Below are 25,676 nucleotides of genomic sequence, written 5' to 3' on the forward strand. Positions count from 1 at the left end.
CGGGAAACTCAGCGCGGCATGTTGCGCGCGTAGAAGATCTCCAGCATCTCGTGACGCACCCGCTCTTCCACCTGCTTGCGCTGCTCGGCGGTGAGGTTGCGGGTGGCGTCGCCGAACAGGTAGTTGTCCAGGTAGAACTGCTTGAGCAGCATCTTGGTGTGGAACAGGTTCTCCTGGTACACGTTGACGTCCATCATCTGATAAGCGTCGAGGGTGTCGTCGGAGAGATAGTTCTGGATCGAGTTGATCTCGTGGTCGATGAAGTGCTTCTTGCCTTCCACGTCGCGGGTGAAGCCACGCACGCGGTAGTCGACGGTGACGATGTCCGAGTCGAACTGGTGGATCAGGTAGTTGAGCGCCTTCAGCGGCGAGATCACGCCACAGGTCGACACGTCGATGTCCACGCGGAAAGTCGCGATGCCCTCGACCGGATGGATCTCCGGGTAGGTGTGCACGGTGATGTGACTCTTGTCCAGGTGCGCCAGGATGGTCTCCGGCAGCGGCCCCGGGGATTCCTCGATCTGGCTGGCGGTGGGCTCCACCGGCTGCTCGGAGATCAGGATGGTCACGCTGGCGCCTTGCGGGTCGTAGTCCTGACGGGCGATGTTCAGGATATTGGCGCCGATGATGTCGACAACATCGGTGAGGATCTGCGTCAGGCGCTCGGCATCGTACTCTTCGTCGATGTACTGCACGTAGGCCTGCTGGTCTTCCGGGGTTTCCGCGTAGCAGATGTCATAGATGTTGAAGCTCAAGGTCTTCGTCAGGTTGTTGAACCCGTGGAGCTTGAGTTTGCTTTTCACCGTTTGGAACTCTCTATGTGGATGCGGCCCTGCCGCGTGATCGAGCATGCCCGTCAGCTGGGAACGACTCAGCTGCGTAGGACGGTTAACACCTCTTCGCGATGGCGATTGTGGTTTGGGGTTGCGGGCGGGTGCCCGCGAAAAGGCGCGCATTATGCAGAGCCGGGACCGGCTCCGCCAGAGCATGCGCGCCCGAGATGACGAACGCGGGTCAGCCCAGTTCGACGATCTCGTAGTCGTGGGTGATCTCGACACCGGCCCGGCCGAGCATGATCGAGGCCGAGCAGTACTTCTCCGCCGACAGCTCGACGGCGCGCTTGACCTGCACCTCCTTGAGGCCACGGCCCTTGACCACGAAGTGCAGGTGGATCTTGGTGAACACCTTGGGATCTTCGTCGGCGCGCTCGGCCTCGAGGAAGGCTTCGCAGCTCTCCACCGGCTGGCGCGCCTTCTTCAGGATGCTAACCACGTCGAAGTTGCTGCAGCCGCCCAGACCGATCAGCACCATTTCCATCGGGCGCACGCCGAGGTTGCGACCACCGGCCTCGGGCGGGCCGTCCATCACCACCACGTGGCCGCTGCCGGATTCACCGAGGAACATGGCCTCGCCGGCCCATTGAATGCGTGCTTTCATCGCCAGGACTCCACTGCCCGAAAAAGGTCGCTAGCTTAACACAGCGCCCCAGCACGGCCCTGACACGCCATTTCGCGGCAATGGGCCACGGTCAGTGTTGACTGCGTCGCAAATTCGCGTTGCCGCACCCCGAGTGTCTGTTAAGCTGGCGGCGGATAACTGGCACACTTGTTCGGATAACTAATAAGAAATTCGCCTGCTGGACAAAGGCTTACTCACTTTTCGGGACTCGGGCATGGTCGCTATTACCCTTACACCTAAGATCAAGAACATCGACAAGCTGCTCGCGCACTGTCACCGCCGCCGCTACACCGCCAAGAGCACCATCATCTATGCAGGGGACCGTTGCGAGACCCTGTTCTTCATCATCAAGGGCTCGGTCACCATCCTCATCGAGGACGACGACGGCCGCGAAATGATCATCGCCTACCTCAACGCCGGCGACTTCTTCGGCGAAATGGGCCTGTTCGAGAAGGAAGGCACCGAGAAGGAGCGCAGCGCCTGGGTGCGCGCCAAGACCGAGTGCGAGGTGGCGGAGCTGAGCTACGCCAAGTTCCGCGAGCTGACCCAGCAGGACCCGGAGATTCTCTACGCTCTGGGCAGCCAGATGGCCGACCGCCTGCGCAACACCACGCGCAAGGTCGGCGACCTGGCCTTCCTCGATGTCACCGGCCGCGTGGCCCGCACCCTGCTCGACCTGTGCAAGCAGCCGGACGCCATGACCCACCCGGACGGCATGCAGATCAAGATCACCCGCCAGGAAATCGGCCGCATCGTCGGCTGCTCCCGCGAGATGGTCGGCCGCGTGCTCAAGTCCCTGGAGGAACAGGGCCTGGTGCACGTCAAAGGCAAGACCATGGTGGTCTTCGGCACCCGTTGACGGATACCGGCTAGAAAAAAGCCCGCCAATCGGCGGGCTTTTTCGTGTCCGGATCGGTTCAGTCCGGATCGGCGCCCAGCACCACGCGCTTGCCATCCGGGAAGAACAGGCGCTTGAGCTCGATCCCCGGCTCCTCGGCACGCATGAAGGCCTCGCCAACCAGGAAAGCATGCACCTCGTTGATCTCCATCAGCTCGACATCGGCACGGCTGAGGATGCCGCTCTCGGTGATCACCACGCGCTCGCGCGGAATGCGTGGCAGCAGGTCCAGGGTGGTTTCCAGGCTCACCTCGAAGGTGTGCAGGTTACGGTTGTTGATGCCCACCAGCGGCGTGTCCAGGGTGTTCAGAGCACGTTCCAGCTCGGCGCCGTCGTGCACCTCTACCAGCACATCGAGGCCGACATCCTTCGCGGTGGCTGCCAGTTCGGCCATGCGCACGTCGTCCAGCGCCGCAACGATCAGCAGCACGCAGTCGGCGCCCAGGGCACGGGCTTCGACGATCTGATACGGGTCGATCATGAAGTCCTTGCGGATCACCGGCAGGCTGCAGGCCGCGCGGGCCTCGCGCAGGTACTGGTCGGCGCCCTGGAAGAAGTCGATGTCGGTCAGCACCGACAGGCAGGCCGCGCCACCGGCCTCGTAGCTCCTGGCGATCTCGGCGGGCACGAAATCCTCGCGCAGCACGCCCTTGCTCGGCGAAGCCTTCTTGATCTCGGCGATCACCGCCGCCTGCTTGCGTGCCACCCGCTCCTGCAGGGCACGGGCGAAGCCGCGCGGGGCATCGGCGGCGCGGGCCAGCGCCTCGACCTCGGCCAGGCTGGCACGGGCGCGGCGCTCGGCGACTTCCTCGGCCTTGCGGGCGAGGATCTTCTCCAGCACGGTTGGAATGCTCATCCTTCGTTCTCCACGCGGAACACGGCGGTAAAGGACACCAGCTCGTCCAGCTTCTCCCAGGCCAGGCCGGTGTGCAGGGCGTCCTGCGCCAGCTGCACGCCTTCCTTGAGGCTGGTGGCGATGTCGGCGGCATACAGGGCCGCGCCGGCGTTGAGCACGATCATGTCGGCGGCCTTCTGGCCGTTGTCGGTCTTGCGCTTGCCCAGCGCGTCGCGGATCAGCGCCAGCGAGTCCTGCGCGCCCTCGACGGTCAGGCCGATCAGGGTCTGGCTGCGAATGCCGAAGTCTTCCGGCTGGATGCGGTACTCGCTGACCACGCCGCCCTTGAGTTCGGCGACATGGGTCGGTGCGGCCAGGCTGATCTCGTCTAGGCCGTCGCTGGCATGCACCACCAGCACGTGCTGGCTACCCAGGCGCTGCAGCACCTCGGCCATCGGCCGGCACAGCGCCTGGCTGAACACGCCGATCACCTGGTGCTTGACCCCGGCCGGGTTGGTCATCGGGCCGAGCATGTTGAACAGGGTGCGCAGGCCCAGCTCGCGACGCGGGCCGATGGCATGCTTCATGGCGCCGTGATGGGCCGGGGCGAACATAAAGCCCACTCCAACACTTTCCACGCAGCGCGCGACCTGCTCGGGTTTGAGATTCAGGTAGACCCCGGCGGCCTCCAGCAGGTCGGCGCTGCCGCTCTTGCCGGAGACCGCACGGTTGCCATGCTTGGCCACGCGACCACCGGCCGCGGCGACCACGAAGGCGGCGGCGGTGGAGACGTTGAACACGTTCATGCCATCGCCACCGGTGCCGCAGGTGTCGACCAGGCGCTCGGCGTCGATGCTCACCGGCGAGGCCAGCTCGCGCATCACGGTGGCGGCCCCGACGATCTCATCGATGGTCTCGCTCTTCATGCGCATGCCCATGAGGAAGGCGCCGATCTGCGCATCGGTACACTGGCCGGTCATGATCAGGCGCATCACGTCCTGCATCTCGGCGGTGGACAGGTCCAGCTGGTTGACCACCCGATTGAGGGCTTCCTTGATGTCCATCAGCGCACTCCGCCTTGCTGTTTGAGGAAGTTGGCGAACAGTTCGTGGCCCTGCTCGGTGAGGATGGATTCCGGGTGGAACTGCACGCCCTCGATGTTCAGGGTCTTGTGCCGCAGGCCCATGATCTCGTCCACCGAACCATCGGCATGCTGGGTCCAGGCGGTGATCTCCAGGCACTCCGGCAGCGTTTCGCGCTTGACCACCAGGGAATGGTAGCGGGTCACGGTCAGCGGCTTGTTGAGGCCGGCGAACACGCCCTTGTCCTCGTGGAACACCGGGCTGGTCTTGCCGTGCATCACCTGGCGCGCGCGCACCACGTCGCCGCCGAAGGCCTGGCCGATGCTCTGGTGGCCCAGACACACGCCGAGGATCGGCAGCTTGCCGGCGAAATGCAGGATGGCCTCGATGGACACCCCCGCCTCGGTCGGCGTGCACGGGCCGGGCGAGACTACGATGCGCTCGGGCTGCAAAGCCTCGATCTCGGCGATGCTCAGTTCGTCGTTGCGGATCACGTGGACATCGGCACCCAGCTCGCCCAGGTACTGCACCACGTTGTAGGTAAAGGAGTCGTAGTTGTCGATCATCAGCAGCATGGCGGGGCCCCTTACTCTACGGACTGTTCGGCGAGGCTGACCGCGCGGAACATGGCGCGGCGCTTGTTCAGGGTTTCTTCCCACTCCAGGGCCGGCTGCGAGTCGGCGACGATACCGGCGCCGGCCTGCACGTGCAGCTCACCGTTCTTGATCACCGCGGTGCGAATGGCGATGGCGGTATCCATGTTGCCGTTCCACGCCAGGTAACCCACGGCGCCGCCGTAGACACCACGCTTGACCGGCTCCAGCTCGTCGATGATCTCCATCGCGCGCACCTTGGGCGCACCGGACAGGGTGCCGGCCGGCAGAATGGCGCGCAGCGCGTCCATGGCCGACAGGCCTTCCTTCAAATGGCCGGTGACGTTGGAGACGATGTGCATGACGTTGGAGTAGCGCTCGATGACCATCTGCTCGGTGACCTTCACCGAGCCGGTGCTGGAGACGCGGCCGACATCGTTGCGGCCCAGGTCGATCAGCATCAGGTGCTCGGCGATCTCCTTGGCGTCGGACAGCAGGTCCTTTTCCAGGTCCAGGTCCGCTTCCTCGGTGGCGCCGCGCGGGCGGGTGCCGGCGATCGGGCGCACGGTGACCAGGTTGTCCTCGACCCGCACCAGCACTTCCGGCGACGAGCCGACCACGTGGAAGTCGCCGAAGTTGAAGAAGTACATGTAGGGCGTCGGGTTGATGCAGCGCAGCGCGCGATACAGGTCGATCGGCGCGGCCTGGAACGGGATCGACATGCGCTGGGAGATCACCACCTGCATGCAGTCGCCGGCCAGGATGTATTCCTTGATGGCGCCGACCGCCGCCTCGTAGTCGTCGCGCTTGAAGCTGGAGACGAAGTCCGGCTCCTTGCCCGCCGGCTTGCTCAGGTCCACCCCCAGGCGCGGGGTGATCGGCTGGCGCAGCTTGTTCAGCAGTTCACGCAGCTGCGCCTGGCCCCGTTCGTAGGCGTCGGCCTGGCTGGGGTCGGCGAGGACGATGGCGTGCATCTTGCCGGCGAGGTTGTCGAACACCACGACCGCGTCGGAGACCATCAGCAGGATATCCGGGGTGCCCAGCGGATCGGGGTTCGGGCACCGGGCCAGCTTCTTCTCCACGTAGCGCACGCTGTCGTAGCCGAAGTAGCCGACCAGGCCGCCGTTGAAGCGCGGCAGTCCGGGGATGGTGGGGACGTTATAGCGAGCCTTGAACTGCTCGACGAAGGCCAGCGGGTCTTCGCTGTCGAGCTGTTCGACCACCTGGCCATCAACGCTCACCGTTACCTGGTGGCCATGCACGCGCAGCACGGTGCGCGCCGGCAGGCCGATGATCGAGTAGCGGCCCCACTTCTCGCCGCCCTGCACGGACTCCAGCAGGTAGGAGTTGGGGGTGTCGGCCAGCTTGAGGTAGATCGACAGCGGGGTGTCGAAGTCGGCCAGGGTCTCGAAGGCCAACGGAATGCGGTTGTAGCCGTCGGCGGCCAAACGCAGGAATTCTTCGCGGTTCATAAACAGCAGCCTCGTCAATGAGGGTGAACGGGAGTCGGGCAAACGCGCCGGAACCAGCCGGCCAGGAGAAGTCAGGCGCGCCAGCGCCAGCGGGCCAGGGCCTTGATGACTTTCATCCAGTGTTTGCGGGCAACTACCACGATGCTGTCTCGTGCGGCGGGTATTCGGAAGGGTTCGGGGACATTACCCCAGCGCCCTCCTGCGCGCAACCGGGCAGCAGCTGGCGCAGATCGTCGAGCACCCGCGCCGGGTTCTCCTCGGCGATCGGCCGGCCGTGGTTGTAGCCATAGGACAAGGCCACGCAAGGCACGCCAGCCGCGTGGGCGGCCAGCACATCGTTGCGCGAGTCGCCGACGAACAGCGCCTGCTCCGGTGCCACGCCGGCCAGGTGCAGCACGTGCAGCAGCGCGGCCGGATCGGGCTTCTGCTGCGGCAGGGTGTCACCACCGATGATCCAGCGGAAATAGCCACCCAGGCCCATCTCGTCCAGCAGCGGGGCGACGAAACGCTCGGGCTTGTTGGTGATCAGCGCCAGTTCCACGGCGGCGCCGCGCAGCCAGTCCAGGGTGCTGACCACGCCGGGGTAGACCCGGCTCAGCGCATGACTGCCAGCATAGGCCTCGCTGAACAGCTCCAGCGCGCGCTCGGTGTCGGCATCACTGACCGCGCCGTGCTCGAGGCCGCCGGCCAGGGCCCGGCGCACCAGCACCCGCGCGCCATTGCCGACCCAGTGGCGCACTCGCTCGACGCCGGCAGGTTCGCGGCCGAGCTGCGCCAGCATGCGGTCGACGGCGGCGGCCAGGTCCGGCACCGAGTCCACCAGGGTGCCATCCAGGTCGAACATCACCAGGCGCGGCAGCTCGCCGCGGAACAGCTCGAGGATCACGCGCGAACCTGGGCCAGCTCGGCGCGCATGGCGTCGATCACCGCCTTGTAGTCCGGCTGGTTGAAGATGGCCGAGCCGGCGACGAAGGTGTCGGCGCCCGCCGCGGCGATCTCGCGGATGTTCTTCACGTTGACCCCGCCGTCGATCTCCAGGCGGATGGCGTAGCCGGAGGCGTCGATCAGCGCGCGGGCCTCGCGCAGCTTGTCGAGGGTGCCGGGGATGAACTTCTGCCCGCCGAAGCCGGGGTTGACGCTCATCAGCAGGATAATGTCGACCTTGTCCATCACGTACTTCAGGCAGTCCAGCGGGGTGGCCGGGTTGAACACCAGGCCGGCCTTGCAGCCGCCGTCGCGGATCAGCTGCAGGGAACGGTCGATGTGTTCGGAGGCTTCCGGGTGGAAGGTGATGTAGCTGGCGCCGGCCTCGATGAAGTCGCCGATGATGCGGTCGACCGGCTTGACCATCAGGTGCGCGTCGATCGGCGCGCTGATGCCGTACTTGCGCAGCGCCGCGCAGACCATCGGGCCGATGGTCAGGTTGGGCACGTAGTGGTTGTCCATCACGTCGAAGTGGACGATGTCGGCGCCGGCGGCGAGGACCTTGTCGACTTCCTCGCCCAGGCGGGCGAAATCGGCGGAGAGGATCGACGGGGCGATGGCGAAGGATTGCATGGCGGCCTCAGGGCTGGATCACGGTGGCGCGATTGTAGCCTGAGTCGCCGGCTGCGGCGGTGGTCATGCGTCAGTCCACCGCAGCGGCCGGGCGGAGCGGGTCACTCCGGCATCGAGGTGCGCAGCTTCTCGCTGCGCCCGCGCAGCCACTCCAGGGTCAGCAGCATGACGATGGAGAAGCCGATCAGCAGGGTGGCGGCGGCGGCGATGGTCGGCGACAGGTTCTCGCGGATGCCGCTGAACATCTGCCGCGGCAGGGTGGCCTGCTCCGGGCCGGCGAGGAACAGGGTCACCACCACCTCGTCGAACGAGGTGGCGAAGGCGAACAGCGCGCCGGAAATCACCCCGGGGGCGATCAGCGGCAGGGTCACCTTGCGGAATGCCAGCAGCGGCGAGGCACCCAGGCTGTTGGCGGCGCGCACCAGGTTGTAGTTGAAGCCCTGCAAGGTCGCGGACACCGTGATGATCACGAAGGGCACGCCGAGCACGGCGTGCACCAGGATCAGCGAGGTGTAGCTGTTGCCCAGGCCCAGCGGGGCGAAGAACAGGTAGCTGGCGACGCCGACGATGACCACCGGGGCGACCATCGGCGAGATCAGCAGGCTCATCACCAGCGCCTTGCCGCGAAACTCGCCGCGGGTCAGGCCGATCGCCGCCAGGGTGCCGAAGACCATGGCCAGCAGGGTGGCGGCCGGCGCCACGATCATGCTGTTGGTCAGCGAGCGCATCCACTCGGCGGAGCTGAAGAAGTCGGCATACCAGCGCAGGGAGAAGCCCTGCAGCGGATAGACCAGGAAGCTGCCGGAGTTGAACGACAGCGGGATGATCACCAGCACCGGCAGGATCAGGAACAGCAGCACCAGCGCGCACAGGCTGCGATGGGTCCAGAACCAGGCGCGCTCGACGGGGGACTTGTAGGGACTCAGCATCTGCATTCTCCAATCAATCTCTAGCGGGGCATCGCCCCTCTCCCGCCCTGCGGGCACCCTCTCCCCGACGGGGCGAGGGTCATCAGTTGGCCTGCTGCGCAGGCCTTTTATCCAAGACGCAGGCGACTGGCGCCCACCAGCCAGCTGTACACCACGTAGAGCAGCATGGTGGCCAGCAACAGCAGGCCGCCGAGGGCGGTGGCCATGCCCCAGTTGATGGTGGTGTTGGTGTAGAAGGCGACGAAGTAGCTGATCATCTGGTCGTTCGGGCTGCCCAGCAGCGCCGGGGTGATGTAGTAGCCGATGGACAGGATGAACACCAGCAGGCAGCCGGCGCCGACGCCGGCCAGGGTCTGCGGGAAGTACACCCGCCAGAAGCTGGCGAAGGGGTGGCAGCCGAGCGAGATGGCGGCACGCATGTAGGAGGGCGAGATGCCCTTCATCACGCTGAAGATCGGCAGGATCATGAACGGCAGCATGATGTGCACCATCGCCACGTACACGCCGGTGCGGTTGAACACCAGCTGCAGCGGCTGGTCGATGATGCCCATGGCGATCAGCGCGCTGTTGATCAGGCCACCGGACTGCAGCAGCACGATCCAGGCCGCCACGCGCACCAGGATCGAGGTCCAGAACGGCAGCAGCACCAGGATCATCAACAGGTTGCTGGTGCGGGTCGGCAGGTTGGCCAGCAGGTAGGCCAGCGGATAGGCCAGCACCAGGCACAGGGCGGTGATCACCAGGCCCATCCAGAAGGTGCGCACGAAGATATCCAGGTAGATGGCCTGGTCCGGGGTGGCGGACGCCAGCTCGCCGAGATCGTCGATCCGGTGGTCGAGGGCGGCCAGCAGGTAATAGGCCGTGAAGGCACTGCTGTTGCGGCGGATCACCTGCCAGTAGGCCGGGTCGCCCCAGCGCTCGTCGAGGTTCTCCAGGGCGTCCTTGTAGGAGGCGGGTTCCTGCTTGAACGGCAGCGCGCGACCAGTCTTGGCCATCAGGCTGCGGTAGCCGGCCAGTTCCATGTTAAGGCGCTTGGACAGGTCGCCGATGGTCTGGTTCTTGCGCGCCTCGGCCAGGTCCAGGGCCAGGGCCCGGTACACCGGTTCCTCCGGCAGGCCGCGGCCATCCCAGCTGGCGATGGACTCGACGGTGCGCGGCAGGGCCTCGACCACCTCGGGGTTCTCCACGCTCTTGTAGAGCAGGATGCCGATCGGCAGCAGGAACACCACGAAGAGGAACACCAGCAGCGGCAGGATCAGGCCCTGGGCCTTGAGCCGGTTGATGCGCTCGGCGCGGGCCAGCTTCTGCTTCAGCGTCAGGCCGGCGAATTCGGTGAGGGAAACGGTAGTGGCCATCGCGGGCTCCAGAGACACCGGGACAAAGCGCCCTCGCCCAACCGCGGGCGAGGGTTCGGAGGGACGGGGGAGCGCCCCTCCAACCAACTCCCCTTCACCAGGAAGGGGCACTGCACGGGATGCTTACTTCGCCGCCCAGGCGTTGAAGCGCTGCTCCAGCTGCTCGCCGTAGTCGGCCCAGAAGGTCACGTTCATGGCCACCTGATTGGCGATGTTCTCCGGAGTGGTCGGCATGTCCTTCAGCAGCGCCGGGTCGAGCAGCTCGACGGCCTTCTTGTTGGCCGGGCCGTAGGCGATGTTCGAGGAGTAGACCTTCTGCTGCTCGGGCTGCACGCTGAAGGCGGCGAAGGCCTTGGCGGCGTCGGCATCCTTGGCGCCCTTCGGGATGGCCCAGGAGTCGAAGTCGTAGATGCCGCCGTTCCACACCACCTTGAGGTTGCTCTCCTTCTGCACGGCGGCGATGCGGCCGTTGTAGGCGGAGCTCATGACCACGTCGCCGGAGGCGAGGAACTGCGGCGGCTGGGCGCCGGCTTCCCACCACTGGATGTGCGGCTTGATCTCGTCGAGCTTCTTGAACGCGCGGTCCTGGCCTTCCTGGGTGGCGAGCACGCTGTAGACGTCCTTCGGCGCCACGCCGTCGGCCATCAGGGCGAACTCCAGGGTGTACTTGGCACCCTTGCGCAGGCCGCGCTTGCCCGGGAACTTGGCCACGTCCCAGAAATCGGCCCAGCTGGCCGGGGCGGCGGAGAGCTTGTCGGCGTTGTAGGCGAGCACCGTGGACCAGACGAAGAAGCCCACGCCGCACGGCTGGATGGCACCTTCGATGAAGTCGTCGGGATTGCCGAACAGGGCCGGGTCGAGCTCCTCGAACAGGCCCTCGTCGCAGCCGCGGGACAGCTCCGGCGACTCCACCTCGACCAGGTGCCAGGACACGCTGTTGGTGTCGACCATGGCCTTGACCTTGGCCATCTCGCCGTTGTACTCGCCGGCGATGATCTTGCCTTTGCCGGCCGCTTCCCACGGCTGGTAGAAGGCCTTGGTCTGGGCGTCCTTGTTGGCGCCACCGAAGGAGATCACCGTCAGGTCGGCGGCCATCGCCTGGGCTGCGCCGAGCAGGCCGAGGACCAAGGCGCTGTGGCGGAAGATGCTGCGGATGTTGCTCATTGTTGTTTTCTCCACTGTGCAGGGTTGGTAATGCCTGGCGCCGTCACTCGACGATCAGAGGGTCTAGCGCCCTTACGTGCTCCACATGCCAGCCGAGCGGCACCACGTCGCCCACGCCCAGGGCGGGATCGAGTTCGGCGATCGGCTGTTTGACGAAGAAGTTGGGGTTGCCGCAGACCTCCATGCGGATGCGCACGTGGTCGCCCAGGTAGATGAATTCGGCCACCCGGCCGCTGAAACGGTTGGCGCAGCTCTCGCTGGCGCCGTTGATGCGCACCCGCTCGGGGCGGATCGACAGGCTGACCGGCTCGCCCGGCGCGCCGACCTTCACCGCCAGCGCCTGCACCTGCTCGCCGCGCGCGGTGCGCACGGTGCAGCGCTCGCCATCGCGGCTTACCAGCTCGCCGGCCAGGCGGTTGTTCTCACCGATGAACTGGGCGACGAAGGTGTTGCTCGGCGCCTCGTAGAGGTCGCGCGGCGGGGCGATCTGCTGGATCTCGCCCTGGTGGAACACCGCCACCCGGTCGGACATGGTCAGCGCCTCGCCCTGGTCGTGGGTCACGTAGACCACGGTCACGCCCAGGCGCTGGTGGATGTGCTTGATCTCCATCTGCATGTGCTCGCGCAGCTGCTTGTCCAGCGCGCCGAGCGGCTCGTCCATCAGCACCAGCTGCGGCTCGAACACCAGGGCCCGGGCCAGCGCCACGCGCTGCTGCTGGCCACCGGAGAGCTGCGCCGGGTAGCGATGGCGGAAGTTGTCGAGCTGCACCATGGACAGCGCGCGCTTGACCCGCTCGGTGACGTCGGTCTTGTTCATGCCGCGCACGGTCAGCGGGAAGGCCAGGTTCTCGGCCACCGTCATGTGCGGGAACAGCGCGTAGTTCTGGAACACCATGCCGATGTCGCGCTTGTGCGGCGGCACGTTGTTGATGGCGCGCCCGGCCAGGAGGATCTCGCCGGCGGTGGGCGTCTCGAAGCCGGCCAGCATCATCAGGCTGGTGGTCTTGCCGGAGCCGGACGGCCCGAGCAGGGTGAGGAACTCGCCCTTGCGGATGTCCAGATTGAGGTCTTTGACGATCAGGCTTTCGCCGTCGTAGCTCTTCTGCACGCCCTTGAAGCTGACGAGCACGTCGCTGGAAACATTCTCGGCCATCACCACACCTTTGTTCTTGTTGCCGTGCACTAAGACTAGAAAGCCAGGCGGCCGGCGCAAATCGGGCGGTATGAGAGATTGCTATAAGGCTTGCGGAGGAGGCGTTGTAGGGATCGCCCTACAACGCCCGAGACTGGATCAGCGTTTAGCCCAGCGAGCGAAGCGCTCCTCCAGGGCGGCGCCGTTGGCCGCCCAGAAGGCGGCATCCATGCCCACGCCGCCTGCCAGGTTGGCCGGGGCGGTGGGCAGGTTGGCGCTGACGCTGGGGTCCAGCGCGGCGATGGCCTGGCGGTTGACCGGGCCGTAGGCGATCTTCTCGGCGAAGCGGCGCTGCGGCTCCACCTGGCTGGCGAAGGCGACGAAGCGGCGCGCCTGCTCGGCCTTGGCAATGCCCTTGGGCAGGGCCCAGTAGTCGAAGTCGTAGATGCCGCCGTTCCAGCTCAGCGCCAGCTGCGGCTGCTCGCTCTGGGCGGCGGCGACCCGGCCGTTGTAGGCCGAGCTCATCACCACGCGGCCATCACCGAGCAGACGGATCGGCTCCACGCCGGTCTTCCACCAGTGCAACTGCGGTTTGATCTGATCGAGTTTGCGGAAGGCACGATCCTGGCCCTCGGCACTGGCCAGCACCCGGTACACGTCCTTAGCCGGCACGCCGTCGGCCATCAGGGCGAACTCCAGGTTGTACTTGGCGCCCCAGCGCAGGGCGCGCTTGCCGGGGAAGCGCTGGGTATCCCAGAAATCGGCCCAGCTCTGCGGCGCGGCCTTGAGCTTGCTGCCGTTGTAGGCCAGCACCGTGGACCAGACGAAGATACCGACGCCGCAGGGCTGCACGGCACCGGGCAGGAAATCGGCGGCATCGCCGAGCAGGCTGGCGTCGAAGCGCTCGAACAGGCCTTCCTCGCAACCGCGCGCCAGCTCGGGCGCCTCCACCTCGACCACGTCCCAGGACACGTGGCTGAGCTGCACCATCTTGCGCAGCTTGGCCAGGTCGCCATTGTAGGAACCGTGCACCACGCTGGTCCCGCTGGCCTGCTTGAAGGGTTCGTAGAAGGCGGCGCGCTGCGCCTCCTTGTTGGCCCCGCCGAAGGAAATCACCGTCACGTAGTCGGCGTGGGCCGGCAGCGCGGCCGCCAGCAGACCGCCGGCCAGGTACTTCTTGTACATCTTCTCCCCCATTGCATCGATACCCATGACCTGGGCAAAAGCGCACGCCAGAGCGGTCGCGCGAAAGGTGACCAATCAGCCACGAAGCGACCAGGATGTAAAGGGAAGGTTGTGCGGAGCCTGTCTCAGAGCAGCTTGTGCTCGACCGCGTACTTCACCAGGTCGGCCACCGAGTGCAGGTTGAGCTTCTGCATCAGGCGCGCCTTGTGGGTGCTGACAGTCTTGCTGCTGACCGACAGATGCTGGGCGATCTCGTTGACACCCTCGCCGCGCACCAGGCGCTCGAACACCGAGAACTCGCGCTCGGAGAGCAGCGCATGGGGCGGTCGCGAGTCGGTCAGGCCGACCTCGAAGACCATGCGGTCGGCCAGCTCCGGATCGATGTAGCGGCCACCGCTGGCGACCTTGCGGATGGCGGTGAGCAGCAGCGCCGGGTCGCTGTCCTTGGTGGCGTAGCCGGCCGCGCCGATCTTCAGGGCGCGGGCGGCCATCTGCGCCTCGTCGTGCATGGACAGCACCAGCACCGCCGGCGGGTTGCTCAGTGCGCGAATCCGCGGGATGGCTTCCAGGCCGTTGACCCCGGGCATGGAGATATCCAGCAGCACCACCTCGCAGGGGGTATGGCGCAGGGTTTCCAGCAGCTGCTCGCCATTGCAGGCCTCGCCAGCCACCGTCAGGTCCTTGGCCAGGCCGATCAGCTGCTTGATGCCCTCGCGGACGATGGTGTGGTCCTCGGCCACCAGTACTCGAATCACGCTGCCACCTCTTCATCCAGTGCCACCCGCACCACCAGCGTGGTGCCCTCGCCCGGGACGCTGTCCAGCGCCAGGCTGCCGCCGAGCATCAGCACGCGCTCGCGCATGCCGACCAGGCCGAAGGATTGTGCGCGCTGCGCCTGCGCATCGAAACCCCGACCATCGTCACTGACGCGCAGGCACAGCTCGCCGCCCTGCACCTCCAGGGCGATTTCCACCGTGTGCGCCTGGGCGTGGCGCAACACGTTGGTCAGCGCCTCCTGCAGCACGCGGAACAGGCCGATGGCCTTGGCGTCGGCCAACCTGGGCAACTGCTCGGGCACCTGCACCAGGCAGGGAATGCCGCTGCGTGCCTCGAAGCGCCGCGCCTGCCATTCGATGGCCGAGGCGATGCCGGCGTCGAGGATCGGCGGGCGCAGCGCGGTGGCCACGTCGCGCACCAGCTGGAACAGGTTGGCGATCAGCTTCTTCATGCTGTCCAGGCGCGCCTGCAGGCCGGGGTCGAGGCCGGCGTAGGCCAGCTCGCACATGGAGGTCTCCAGCTTGAGCACGGTCAGCATCTGGCCCAGCTCGTCGTGCACCTCGCGGGCGATGCGCGCCTTCTCCTCCTCGCGCACGCTCTCCAGGTGCGCCGACAGCTCGCGCAGCTGGGCGCGCGACTCGGCCAGTTCCAGCTCGATGGCCTTGTTGTCGCTTATGTCCCACACCACGCCGTCCCACACCACATGCTCATCGCTCAGCTGGCGGGCACTGGCCTTGATGTCGGCCCAGCGCACGCGGCCGTCGCGGGTGAGGATGCGGCCCTGCCACTGCCAGTCGCTGGCCGCCTCGATGGCCGCGTCCTGGGTGGCGTGGTAGGCGGCGCGATCCTCCGGGTGGACCAGGCTGCGGATGCCGAAGTCGGCCGCCATGATGGTCGCCGGCGGGTAGCCGACCAGCTGCTCGCTGCCCTCGCTGATGAAGGCGAAGTCCACCAGCGCCCCCGGGCGCGGGCGCTCCAGGCGGAACACCAGGCCGGGCACGTTGCCGGCAATGCCCTTGAGGCGCGCCTCGCTCTCTTCCAGGGCGGCGCGGGCACGGCGCCGCTCGGTGACATCGGTGAGGTAGACCACCAGGTACTCGGCCTCGCGAAAGCGCAGGAACCCCAGGCTCACGTCGGCCGGCATCCAGCTGCCGTCGGCACGCCGGCAGTTGCTCTCGAAGCTCAGCGCACCCTCCTCGTGCTGGCGCACGCGCTTCCACAGGTTGAGCCAGCGATCCATGCCCAGGCCCGGCTCGAACTCCTGCAGCGGCCGGTCGACCATGGCCGCTGGCAGGTAGCCGAGCATTTCGGCCACCGCCTGGTTGGCGTAGCGCACCCGGCTGTCCCAGTTGACCCAGAGGATGCCCACGGTGCTGTGGTCGAGGGAGAACTGCGCCAGGCGCAGCGCCTCCTCGGCCACCTCGCGCTGGGCCAGGGTCTGCCGCGCCTCCAGCAGGCGCTTCTCCAGGCGCCCGCGCTGCCGCCGCAGCACGCTGAGGAGGAGGATGCAGAACGCCAGCAGCAGGCCGAGCAGGATGCTCAGGTTGCGCCAGAACAGCGGCGACTCGCCGAGCCCCGGCTTCTTCGCCGTCAGCCAGCGCTGCTGCAACTGCTCCAGCTGCTCGGCCGGCAGCTGGCGCAGGCCGGCGTCGAGGATGGCGCCCAGCTCCGGCCAGTCGCGGCGGATGCCGAAGCGCAACAACTGGGGCAGGCCGACGTCGGCGATGATCGCCAGGCGCGAGTAGTCGCTCTCCTGGCTCAGGCGGCTGAGCTGCGCCTGGTCCACCACCGCGTAGCGCGCACGCTGTTCGATAACCGCCTGCAGAGCCTGGCGCGCCGAGGGCTGCGGCTGCAGGTGGAGGTTGAAGTAGTTGCCGCGCAGGTAGTCGGCCACCGCGCTGGGCACGCGCACGGCGATCGGCTCACGCTCGCCCAGGCGCTCCAGCTCCACGCTCACCTCGCCCAGGCGCTCGCCCACCAGCAGATGGGGAATGCGCAGGTAGGGGTCGCTGTAATGCCACAGGCGCAGGCCGGCGGGAGTCTGCGTCTGGCCCGGGGCGAAGTCGATGCGTCCCTCGCGCAGGGCCTGTTCCAGCGCGGCCTGGGTGTCGAAGCTGCGCCAGCTCAGCGCCACGCCGAGCGACCTGGCCAGGGTCTCGGTCAGTTCCACATTGAGCCCGCCCAGCTGCTGCTGGCGCCGCTGGTATTCGGCATAGGGTGCCTGCAGCACCACCCCGGCGCGCAGCCGCGGATGCTCGGCCAGCCAGGCGCGCTGGGCAGCGTCCAGCTCAGCCGCCTGGCCCGCCAGCGGGCACAGCAGCAACAGCCAACAAAGCACTCGAAGCAGGCGCACGGCATCCATCCACATCTATCAAGCCCTTCCCTACCTTACCTGACAAAGCGCGACGAAGCGCTTAGGCTGCTGAAACCATCCCCCATGTGAAGTGCTGAGATGCGCCGTCCAGTCCTGCCGACACTCCTGACCCTGTGCCTGACCCTTGCCCTGCCTGCGCACGCCGAGGAAACGCCGCCGCCCGCCACCGAGCCAGCGGGCGAAGCCGCCGCGGCTGAGCCCGCGCCGCGCGTCCCCCTGGAGGAACGCAGCCAGGACAGCGCCGAGGCACTCGAGCGCCAGCTGCCCAGGGACGAACAGCAGATGCTGGAGGCAGGCGCGGAGCAGTTCCTTGCCCTGTGGAAACCGGCCAACGCCCCCGAGGCCAAGGGCATCATGATCCTGTTGCCGGGGGCCGACGAGAGCGCCGACTGGCCGCGCACGATCAAGCCGCTGCGCCTCAAGCTGCCGGACATCGGCTGGAGCAGCCTGAGCCTGAGCCTGCCGGACAGCCAGGGCGCGCCATTGCCGGAGGCCGTGCTGCCGCGCACAGCGCAAGCGGTGACCGTGGACACCGCTACGGCACCCGCCGCAGACAGCGCCCAGGCCCCGACGCAGGATAGCGAGCAGCCCCCGCCCGAGGAGGCTGAGGCTGCGGCGGCACCCGCCGAACCCGTGCCACCAGCGGCAGCGGTCGACCCGGCCGAGCGGGTGTTCGCCCGCATCCAGGCCGGCATCGCCTTCGCCGAGCAGCAGGACGCCCAGCGCATCGTGCTGCTCGGCCACGGCAGCGGCGCCTACTGGGCCGCGCTCTACCTCAAGGAGCGCCAGCCCGCGGCGATCAAACAGCTGGTGGTGGTGGCGCCGCAACTGCCGACCGGGCAGACGCCACCGCTGGAGGAGCTGATTCCCGGCCTCAAGCTGGCCACCGGCGACTTCTTCTACAAGGATCTGGCCGCCGACCGCGGCAACGCGGTGCGTCGCCTGCAGGCCAGCAAGCGCCTGGCCCACGAGGGCTACACCCAGGTCGCCCTGAAGGCCCTGCCGGGCAACCTGGAAGCCGAGCAGGAACAACTGTTCCGCCGCGTGCGCGGCTGGCTGGAGAAGCAGTAGACAGGGCTACGCCCGCTAGCGGAAACCGCGGCGCTGGCGCACCAGCTCGTAGGCGACCTGCAGCTCGCGGGTCTTGTCAGTGGCGGCGCGCAGCTGCGCCGGGGTCGCGCCGGAGCCGGCCAGCTTGTCCGGGTGATGACGGCTGAGCAGGCGCCGGTAGGCACGCTTGATCACCGCTGGCTCGCTGTCCGCCTGCACACCGAGCAGGCGCAGCGCCGCCTGGTAATCACTGGTTTTCACCTCTGGCACCTGACGCGCCGGCTCGTACTCGCTGGCCAAGGCCGCCAGCGCCTCGCGCCGCCAGCCCAGCCACAGCCCCCACTGGCGGATCAGCCGGGCTTCGGCCTCACTCACCCGACCGTCGGCCCAGGCCATGCGCCAGCAGGTACGCAGCAGCGCCTCGCTGCGCTCGGGGCGATGATGCAGAGCACGTAGCGGCGCGCGCAGTTCACTGTCCTCGATCTGCTTGCCGCGATTGAAGGCCTGCATGGCGCGTCGCCGCGCGGGCTCGTCCAGGCCGAGGCGCTGCATCTCGTTGCGTGCGGCCTGGATATGGCTGTCGAGCACCCGCCCGTCACTCTTGGCCAGGCGACCGACCAGCATGAACAGCAGGTCCTCGTCATCCAGCGCCGCCGGCTTGCGCCCGAGCAATTCGCGCAGGTGGTCGAGCGATTGCAGGCGCAGGCGCCGATCCAGCACCTGGCCGAGCAGGCCGCCGAGCAGCGCGCCGGGGATGCTGGCCAATGCCAGTCCCGCGGCGGCACCGAGCAGGGTCGCCGGCCAGAGCATCTCAGGCGCCCGCCATCAGCAAGTGCTCGACTTCCGCCAGACGCTCGTGGGTACCGACATCGACCCAGCGCCCACGGAAGTGCTCGCCACTCACCTGGCCGTCGACCATGGCCGCGCGCAGCAGTGGCGCCAGCTTGAAGGCGCCCGGCTGGCAGCCGGCGAACAGGCGCGGATGCAGCACGGCGATACCGCTGTAGGTGAGCGCAGGTTCACCGGCGACAGCATCGCTGACCCGCCCCTCGTGCAGGCGGAAATCGCCGGTCTGGTGGTGGGCCGGGTTGCTGACCAGCACCAGATGCGCCAGGCCCTCGAGCGGGCGGCGCAGGGCGGCGAAGTCGTAGTCGGTCCAGATATCGCCATTGACCACCAGGAAAGGTTCGTCACCGAGCAGCGGCAGGGCCTTGAAGATTCCGCCGCCGGTCTCCAGCGGCTCACCCTCGGCCGAGTAGGCGATACGCAGGCCGAAGCGGCTGCCGTCGCCCAGGTAATCCTCGATCTGCTGGCCGAGCCAGGCGTGGTTGATCACCAGCTCGTCGAAGCCGGCAGCGGCCAGGGCGCGCAGGTGGAACTCGATCAGCGGCGTGCCGGCGGCCCGCACCAGCGGCTTGGGCGTGTGCAGGGTCAGGGGGCGCAGGCGCTCGCCCTTGCCTGCCGCCAGAATCATCGCCTTCATGCCGGCTGCGCCTCGCGCTGCGGCAGGCTGGCCAGCAGCTCGCCGAGTACGGCCAGCTCGGGCCGGCGCGCCAGCACCGCTTCTATATAAGCGAAGAAGCGCGGCACGTCGGCGAGGTACTTGGGCTTGCCGTCGCGGTGGCAGATGCGCGCGAAGATACCGATCACCTTGAGGTGGCGCTGCACGCCCATCAGGTCGCTCATGCGCTGGAACTCGGCGAACTCGGCCGGCACCGCCAGGCCGGCCTCACGCGCCAGCTGCCAGTAGCGCTGCAGCCAGACCTGCACACGCTCCTCGGGCCAGCTGAGGAAGGCGTCCTTGAACAGGCTGGTGACGTCGTAGCTGATGGGACCGTGCACGGCGTCCTGAAAATCGAGGATGCCCGGATTGGGCTCGCTCAGCATCAGGTTGCGCGGCATGTAGTCGCGATGCACGAACACCCGCGGCTGGGCCAGGGCACTGCCCACCAGCAGGTCGCACACCCGCTGCCACTGCGCCTGCTGCACATCGTTCAAATCGACGCCGAGGTGACGCTGCAGGTACCAGTCGGGGAACAGCTGCAGCTCGCGGCGCAGCAGGGCATCGTCGTAGGGCGGCAGCGCCTCGGCACCCGGCATGCGCTGGAAGGCGACCAGGGCCTGCAGCGCCTGCTCGAACAGGGCGTCGGCGTTGTCCGCCGTCAGCACTTCGAGCCAGGTCTGCCGGCCCAGGTCGTCCAGCAGCAGGAAGCCACGCTCTAGATCCTGAGCCAGGATGCGCGGCACATGCACACCGGTCTCCGCCAGCATGGCGGCGATGCGCACGAAGGGGCGGCAGTCCTCCTGCGGCGGCGGCGCATCCATCAGGATCAGGCTGCGGCCCTCGGCCTGCCAGCGGAAATAGCGGCGGAAACTGGCGTCGCTACTGGCCGGGGTAAGGCTGGCGGCAGGCACTTCGCCCCAGCCCTGCTGCAGGAAAAGGGCAGGCAAACAGTCTTCCAGCCAGCTCTGCAGGAGCTGGAGACGTACATCTTGATCAGGCATTACAGGGGTCTCCGACGGCGCTAGCCGTTGCGCGGGTCATGCTTTATTATCCAGCATCTTTTTCAGCCCATCGAGAGGCGTGCGGCCCCCGCGGGTCGAAGGCGCGCAGGAAGCCCGGAAAAACAAGATGGCAGTAAATCTCCCCCTGTTCCGTAAAAAATTTCCGTTGCTGGTGACCGGCGGCCTGCTGGCCCTGCAACCCCTGGCCTCGCCCTTCGCCGTCGCTGCCGAGCAGTATGACTGCAGTGCCTCCGCCACTGGAGGCTGGGCCTGCTCGCCGAAAACCAATACTGCAGTGCAACTGCCACGTCCGCAGCACAGCGCTACGGCGGTCAGCGCCGCTCCGGCAGGCTCTGCCGCGCAGGGCAATGGCCAGCCTCAGGGCGAACAGCCGGTGCTGGTCACCGAGAGCGGCGGCCGCGCGCTGCAGAGCCGCAGCGCCGACTACAGCCACCTGGACTGGGTCCCGCGTGAGCAGCTGACCGCCGCCCAGCTGGCGGAAGTCGGCCCCTATTGCGAGGGCGCCTATGTCGAGCCGCTGCGCCCGGGCATGAGCGACGACACGCCGATGGACGAGGCGCCGATGTTCGTCTCGGCCAAGGCCTCGCGCTACGAACAGGAAAAGGAAGCGGCCACCCTGGCCGGTGACGTGGTCCTGCGCCAGTCGAGCATGCAGGTCGAGGCCGACGAGGCCACCCTGCACCAGGCCGAGAACCGCGGCGAGCTGAAGGGCAACGTGCGCATCCGCGACAACGGCATGCTGGTGGTCGGCGACCGCGCCGAGATCCAACTGGACAACGGCGAAGCCAAGGTAGAGAACGCCGAGTACGTGATCCACAAGGGTCATGCCCGTGGCAGCGCGCTGTATGCCAAGCGCGAAGAAAGTTCGATCGTCCGCCTCAAGGACGGCACCTACACCCGTTGCGAGCCGGGCAGCAATGCCTGGCACCTGAAGGGCAACAACGTCAAGCTGAACCCGGCCACCGGCTTTGGCACCGCGACCAACGTGACCCTGCGGGTGAAGGACATTCCGGTGTTCTACACCCCCTACATCTACTTCCCGATCGATGATCGCCGCCAGTCCGGCTTCCTCGCACCGGGCATCAGCACCTCGAGCGACACCGGCTTCTCGCTGTCGACGCCCTACTATTTCAACCTGGCGCCCAACTACGACGCCACCCTCTACCCGACCTACATGGCCAAGCGCGGCCTGCTGATGGAGGGCGAGTTCCGCTACCTGACCAAGGGCAGCGAGGGCCAGGTCGGCGCCGCCTACCTGGACGACAAGGAAGACGAGCGCGAGCTGCAGTCCGACTACGAAGACCAGCGCTGGATGTACAACTGGCAGCACAGAGGCGGTCTGGACGAACGCCTGCTGGCCGAGGTGGACTACACCGACATCAGCGACCCCTACTACTTCCAGGACCTCTCCAGTGACCTGGAAAACCTGGCAACACCGGACTTCCTCAACCAGCGCGGCACCCTGACCTATCGCGGCGACAGCTTCGTCGCCCGGCTCAATGCCCACGCCTACGCGCAGACCAGCGTGATCGATATCACGCCCTACGAGCGTCTGCCGCAGCTGACCCTGGATGGCAAGCTGCCGTTCCAGCCGGGCGGCCTGAACTTCTTCTACGGCACCGAGTACGTGCGCTTCGACCGCGACCTGCGCAGCGGCAACTTCATCGACGAGGACGGCAACGCCCAGCCCTGGTACGACAACAACGTGCGCGGCCTGGCCCGCTCCACGGGCGAGCGCGTGCACCTGGAGCCGGGCATCAGCCTGCCGCTGGAAAGCACCTGGGGCTTCGTCAAACCGAGCCTGAAGTACGCCTACACCCAGTACGACCTGGAGCTGGACTCGATCGGCAAGGCCCAGGTCGGCGGTGACTTCGAGGACTCGCCGGACCGCAGCGTGCCGATCGCCAGCATCGACAGCGGCCTGTACTTCGATCGCAACACCCAGCTGTTCGGCACCAACTTCCGCCAGACCCTGGAGCCGCGCGCCTACTACCTGTACGTGCCGGACGAGGATCAGGACGAGATCCCGGTTTTCGACACCGGCGAATACCGCTTCAACTACGCGGCCCTGTTCCGCGACAACCGCTTCAGCGGGCGTGACCGCATCGGCGACGAGAACAAGCTGTCCCTCGGCGTGACCAGCCGCTGGATCGAGGACAACGGCTTCGAGCGCCAGCGCGTCAGCCTCGGCCAGGCCATCTACTTCGAGGACCGCAAGGTCCAGCTGCCGGGCATCGACTACCGTACCCGCGACGATGCCACCGCCGACTTCTCGCCCTATGCGCTGGAGTACCTGTACCGCTTCAACCGCGACTGGCGCCTGAGCTCGGACTTCAACTGGGACGGCGAAGCACACCGCACCCGTTCCGGCAGCCTGATGTTCCACTACCAGCCGGAAGACAATCCGAACAAGGTGATCAACGCCGGCTATCGCTACCGCAACGATACCGTGCGCTACGACCAGGCCAGCGGCAACTGGACGTTCAATCCTGACTTCGGCACCCCGGGCAACCCGAACTACATCAAGGATTACTACAAGATCCAGCAGCACGACTTCTCGGTGATCTGGCCGATGGTGCCGCAGTGGAACCTGATCGCACGCTGGCAGCGCGACTATGCCCGCGACCGCACACTGGAAGCCTTCGGCGGCTTCGAGTACGACAGCTGCTGCTGGAAGCTGCGCCTGATCAACCGCTACTGGATCGACTACGACGAAACCAGTCTCAACCCGGACGTCAACGAGGAGCCGGATCGCGGCATCTTCCTGCAGATCGTCCTCAAGGGGCTCGGCAATGTGCTGGGCGGCAAGACCGAGGGTTTCCTCGAGCAAGGCATTCAAGGTTACCGTGAACGTGAAGAACAAGCTTTCTGATTGCCTGCGCCCGCTCCTGCTGGGCGCAGTTTTCCTCGCCTCCGCCGCCCAGGCGCAGTTCCAGTCCATCGATCGCGTGGTCGCCATCGTCGACAACGACGTGATCATGTACAGCCAGCTCGACCAGCGCCTGCGAGAGGTCGAGCAGACCATCGGCAAGCGTGGCGGCCAGCTGCCGCCGCAGGACGTGCTGCAGCAGCAGGTCCTCGAGCGCCTGATCGTCGAGAACCTGCAGCTGCAGATCGGCGACCGCTCCGGCATCCGCATCACCGACGAGGAACTGAACCAGGCCATGGCCAGCATTGCCCAGCGCAATCGCCTGACCCTGGAACAGTTCCGCGCGGCCCTGGCCCGCGACGGCCTGTCCTACGACGACGCCCGCGAACAGATCCGCCGCGAGATGGTGATCAGCCGCGTGCGCCAGCGCCGCGTCGGCGAGCGTATCCAGGTCACCGACCAGGAGGTGCAGAACTTCCTCGCCTCGGATCTCGGCCAGATGCAGCTGTCGGAAGAGTTCCGCCTGGCCAACATCCTGATCCCGGTCCCGGAAGCGGCCTCGCCGGACGAGATCCGTGCCGCGGCGCAGAAAACCTCGCAGGTCTATGACAGCCTGCGTGGTGGCGCCGACTTCGCCCAGACCGCCATGTCCAGTTCGGCCAGCGAGAACGCCCTGGAGGGCGGCGAGATCGGCTGGCGCAAGGCCGCCCAGCTGCCGCCGGCGTTTGCCGAGCTGATCCGCACCCTGTCGGTCGGCGACATCACCGAGCCGGTGCGCACCCCGTCCGGCTTCATGATCGTCAAGCTGCTGGAGAAGCGCGGCGGCGACACCCTGGTGCGTGACGAAGTGCACGTGCGCCACATCCTGATCAAGCCCAACGAGGTGCGCAGCGAAGAGGAGACCCGTCGCCTGGTGGAGCGCCTGTACGAGCGCATCGTCGCCGGCGAGGACTTCGCCACCCTGGCCAAGAGCTTCTCCGAAGACCCGGGCTCCGCGCTCAACGGCGGCGACCTCAACTGGATCGACCCCAACAGCCTGGTACCGGAATTCCGCGAGATGATGGCCAAGACGCCGAGCGGCCAGCTGTCGCAGCCGTTCAAGAGCCCCTACGGCTGGCACGTCCTGGAAGTACTGGGCCGCCGCGCCACCGACAGCAGCGAGCAGTACCGCGAGCAGCAGGCGATGAATGTCCTGCGCAACCGCAAGTACGACGAGGAACTGCAGGCCTGGCTGCGCCAGATCCGCGACGAGGCCTACGTCGAGATCAAGCTGTAACAGCCCGATCGATGCGAAGGAGCCCGGCAGCGCCGGGCTTTTTCTTGGGCGTAAGATATGCCTGCCACCTCCAGCATTCCCAACGAGGCCGACCATGACCACTTCCCGCCTGTTTGCCCTGACCCCCGGCGAGCCCGCCGGCATCGGCCCCGACCTGTGCCTGCTGCTGGCCCGCGAGGCGCAGCCCGAGGCGCTGGTGGCAGTGGCCAGCCGCGAGCTGCTGGCCGAGCGCGCCGCCCGGCTGGACCTGGACATCGAACTGCGTGAGGTCGGCCCCGGTAACTGGCCGGGTGTTCCGGCCCCGGCCGGCAGCCTGTATGTCTGGGACACGCCGCTGCAGGCACCCGTCGTAGCGGGCCAGCTGGATGCCCACAACGCTGCCTATGTGCTGCAGACCCTGACCCGCGCCGGCCAGGGCTGCCTCGACGGCACCTTCGCCGGGATGATCACCGCGCCGGTACACAAGGGCGTGATCAACGAGGCCGGCATCCCCTTCTCCGGCCATACCGAATTCCTCGCCGAGCTGACCGCAACCGAGCAGGTGGTGATGATGCTGGCCACCCGCGGCCTGCGCGTGGCCCTGGTGACCACCCACCTGCCGCTCAAGGACGTCGCCGCCGCCATCACTGCCGAGCGCCTGGCACGGGTCACCCGCATCCTGCACGCCGACCTGGTGGAGAAGTTCGGCATCGACCAGCCGCGCATCCTGGTCTGCGGCCTCAACCCGCACGCCGGCGAAGGCGGCCACCTGGGCCGCGAGGAAATCGAGGTGATCGAACCGACCCTGGAGCGCCTGCGCGGCGAGGGCCTGGAGCTGATCGGCCCGCTGCCGGCCGACACCCTGTTCACCCCCAAGCACCTCGAACAGTGCGACGCGGTGCTGGCCATGTACCACGACCAGGGCCTGCCGGTGCTGAAGTACAAGGGCTTCGGCGCGGCGGTCAACGTCACCCTGGGCCTGCCGATCATCCGCACCTCGGTCGACCACGGTACCGCCCTGGACCTGGCCGGCAGCGGACGGGTGGATACCGGCAGCCTGCGAGTGGCCCTGGAGACCGCCTACCAGATGGCCGCCGCACGCAGCTGACGATCGGCTGCGCCTGGTTTTTCTCCAGTTCGCTCGCGCTTAGACGCTTAGAGCCCA

Annotated in this window: 22 protein-coding genes and 1 pseudogene; 5 read left to right on the plus strand and 18 right to left on the minus strand. The window is 67.2% G+C overall.

Annotation, left to right across the window (positions count from 1 at the left end):
- Nucleotides 1-8: 8 nt before the first annotated feature.
- Both speD and AAG092_RS09270 read right to left on the minus strand, forming a co-directional pair.
- Entirely contained in the window at nucleotides 9-803 is a 795-nt protein-coding gene (gene speD, locus AAG092_RS09265) for an adenosylmethionine decarboxylase (protein ID WP_373389447.1), read from the minus strand.
- Nucleotides 804-1,014: 211 nt separating this feature from the next.
- A complete protein-coding gene (locus AAG092_RS09270; RefSeq protein ID WP_373389448.1) occupies nucleotides 1,015-1,437 on the minus strand; it encodes an OsmC family protein in 423 nt (140 codons plus the stop codon).
- Nucleotides 1,438-1,672: 235 nt separating this feature from the next.
- Here AAG092_RS09270 and crp point away from each other — a divergent pair, with 235 nt between their 5' ends.
- The gene (gene crp / locus AAG092_RS09275; RefSeq protein WP_021702474.1) at nucleotides 1,673-2,317 is read left to right on the plus strand and encodes a cAMP-activated global transcriptional regulator CRP; all 645 of its coding nucleotides are present in this window, start codon (nucleotides 1,673-1,675) and stop codon (nucleotides 2,315-2,317) included.
- 58 nt (nucleotides 2,318-2,375) lie between these two features.
- Here the strand turns inward: crp and trpC are convergent, their stop codons facing one another.
- The 13 genes and pseudogenes from trpC to AAG092_RS09340 form a co-directional block, all read right to left on the minus strand.
- Nucleotides 2,376-3,212 (minus strand): indole-3-glycerol phosphate synthase TrpC, encoded by an 837-nt coding sequence (trpC, locus tag AAG092_RS09280; RefSeq protein ID WP_373389449.1) that lies wholly within the window; start codon nucleotides 3,210-3,212, stop codon nucleotides 2,376-2,378.
- Entirely contained in the window at nucleotides 3,209-4,255 is a 1,047-nt protein-coding gene (gene trpD / locus AAG092_RS09285) for an anthranilate phosphoribosyltransferase (protein ID WP_373389450.1), read from the minus strand. The genes trpC and trpD overlap by 4 nt, the downstream gene beginning before the upstream one ends.
- Nucleotides 4,255-4,848 (minus strand): aminodeoxychorismate/anthranilate synthase component II, encoded by a 594-nt coding sequence (locus AAG092_RS09290; protein WP_373389451.1) that lies wholly within the window; start codon nucleotides 4,846-4,848, stop codon nucleotides 4,255-4,257. The genes trpD and AAG092_RS09290 overlap by 1 nt, the downstream gene beginning before the upstream one ends.
- 11 nt (nucleotides 4,849-4,859) lie before the next feature.
- A complete protein-coding gene (trpE, locus tag AAG092_RS09295) occupies nucleotides 4,860-6,338 on the minus strand; it encodes an anthranilate synthase component I (protein WP_373389452.1) in 1,479 nt (492 codons plus the stop codon).
- 71 nt (nucleotides 6,339-6,409) lie between these two features.
- Nucleotides 6,410-7,182 (minus strand): annotated as a pseudogene (locus AAG092_RS09300) (phosphoglycolate phosphatase).
- A gap of 38 nt (nucleotides 7,183-7,220) precedes the next feature.
- Complete coding sequence (gene rpe, locus AAG092_RS09305) at nucleotides 7,221-7,895, minus strand: ribulose-phosphate 3-epimerase (protein WP_373389453.1); 675 nt, start codon at nucleotides 7,893-7,895, stop codon at nucleotides 7,221-7,223.
- Nucleotides 7,896-7,996: 101 nt separating this feature from the next.
- A complete protein-coding gene (locus tag AAG092_RS09310; protein ID WP_110680753.1) occupies nucleotides 7,997-8,824 on the minus strand; it encodes an ABC transporter permease in 828 nt (275 codons plus the stop codon).
- A 107-nt stretch (nucleotides 8,825-8,931) separates the two neighbouring features.
- Nucleotides 8,932-10,179, minus strand: a complete 1,248-nt coding sequence (locus AAG092_RS09315; protein WP_110680290.1) for an ABC transporter permease — start codon at nucleotides 10,177-10,179, stop codon at nucleotides 8,932-8,934.
- A gap of 123 nt (nucleotides 10,180-10,302) precedes the next feature.
- Nucleotides 10,303-11,343 (minus strand): ABC transporter substrate-binding protein, encoded by a 1,041-nt coding sequence (locus AAG092_RS09320; protein WP_373389454.1) that lies wholly within the window; start codon nucleotides 11,341-11,343, stop codon nucleotides 10,303-10,305.
- A 43-nt stretch (nucleotides 11,344-11,386) separates the two neighbouring features.
- Nucleotides 11,387-12,496, minus strand: coding sequence for an ABC transporter ATP-binding protein (locus AAG092_RS09325; protein WP_110680754.1), 1,110 nt, complete (start codon nucleotides 12,494-12,496; stop codon nucleotides 11,387-11,389).
- A gap of 138 nt (nucleotides 12,497-12,634) precedes the next feature.
- Nucleotides 12,635-13,660 (minus strand): ABC transporter substrate-binding protein, encoded by a 1,026-nt coding sequence (locus tag AAG092_RS09330; protein WP_373389455.1) that lies wholly within the window; start codon nucleotides 13,658-13,660, stop codon nucleotides 12,635-12,637.
- Nucleotides 13,661-13,785: 125 nt separating this feature from the next.
- Nucleotides 13,786-14,415 (minus strand): response regulator, encoded by a 630-nt coding sequence (locus AAG092_RS09335; protein WP_373389456.1) that lies wholly within the window; start codon nucleotides 14,413-14,415, stop codon nucleotides 13,786-13,788.
- On the minus strand, nucleotides 14,412-16,784 hold the full coding sequence (locus AAG092_RS09340; protein ID WP_373389578.1) for a PAS domain S-box protein: 2,373 nt from the start codon (nucleotides 16,782-16,784) through the stop codon (nucleotides 14,412-14,414). The genes AAG092_RS09335 and AAG092_RS09340 overlap by 4 nt, the downstream gene beginning before the upstream one ends.
- Before the next feature lie 105 nt (nucleotides 16,785-16,889).
- Here AAG092_RS09340 and AAG092_RS09345 point away from each other — a divergent pair, with 105 nt between their 5' ends.
- Nucleotides 16,890-17,882: an alpha/beta hydrolase family protein gene (locus tag AAG092_RS09345; protein ID WP_373389457.1), complete on the plus strand. Its 993-nt coding sequence runs from the start codon at nucleotides 16,890-16,892 to the stop codon at nucleotides 17,880-17,882.
- Nucleotides 17,883-17,897: 15 nt separating this feature from the next.
- Here AAG092_RS09345 and AAG092_RS09350 read toward each other — a convergent pair whose 3' ends face one another.
- From AAG092_RS09350 to AAG092_RS09360, 3 genes are read right to left on the minus strand one after another with little or no spacing between them, the layout of a single operon-like run.
- Entirely contained in the window at nucleotides 17,898-18,671 is a 774-nt protein-coding gene (locus AAG092_RS09350; RefSeq protein WP_373389458.1) for a TerB family tellurite resistance protein, read from the minus strand.
- Nucleotide 18,672: 1 nt separating this feature from the next.
- Nucleotides 18,673-19,344: an N-acetylmuramate alpha-1-phosphate uridylyltransferase MurU gene (murU, locus tag AAG092_RS09355; RefSeq protein WP_373389459.1), complete on the minus strand. Its 672-nt coding sequence runs from the start codon at nucleotides 19,342-19,344 to the stop codon at nucleotides 18,673-18,675.
- Nucleotides 19,341-20,366 (minus strand): aminoglycoside phosphotransferase family protein, encoded by a 1,026-nt coding sequence (locus tag AAG092_RS09360; RefSeq protein ID WP_373389460.1) that lies wholly within the window; start codon nucleotides 20,364-20,366, stop codon nucleotides 19,341-19,343. Before AAG092_RS09360 ends, murU begins: the two co-directional genes overlap by 4 nt.
- A 127-nt stretch (nucleotides 20,367-20,493) precedes the next feature.
- Between AAG092_RS09360 and AAG092_RS09365 the strand changes: the two genes are divergently transcribed.
- The 3 genes from AAG092_RS09365 to pdxA all read left to right on the plus strand — a co-directional run bounded on the left by AAG092_RS09365 (nucleotide 20,494) and on the right by pdxA (nucleotide 25,619).
- Nucleotides 20,494-23,259: an LPS-assembly protein LptD gene (locus AAG092_RS09365; protein WP_373389461.1), complete on the plus strand. Its 2,766-nt coding sequence runs from the start codon at nucleotides 20,494-20,496 to the stop codon at nucleotides 23,257-23,259.
- Complete coding sequence (locus AAG092_RS09370; RefSeq protein WP_110680300.1) at nucleotides 23,234-24,532, plus strand: peptidylprolyl isomerase; 1,299 nt, start codon at nucleotides 23,234-23,236, stop codon at nucleotides 24,530-24,532. The genes AAG092_RS09365 and AAG092_RS09370 overlap by 26 nt, the downstream gene beginning before the upstream one ends.
- Before the next feature lie 94 nt (nucleotides 24,533-24,626).
- On the plus strand, nucleotides 24,627-25,619 hold the full coding sequence (gene pdxA / locus AAG092_RS09375) for a 4-hydroxythreonine-4-phosphate dehydrogenase PdxA (RefSeq protein ID WP_373389462.1): 993 nt from the start codon (nucleotides 24,627-24,629) through the stop codon (nucleotides 25,617-25,619).
- Nucleotides 25,620-25,676 lie beyond the last annotated feature (57 nt).

It is taken from the genome of Pseudomonas alcaligenes (genome assembly GCF_041729615.1).
Taxonomy (GTDB): domain Bacteria; phylum Pseudomonadota; class Gammaproteobacteria; order Pseudomonadales; family Pseudomonadaceae; genus Aquipseudomonas; species Aquipseudomonas alcaligenes_B.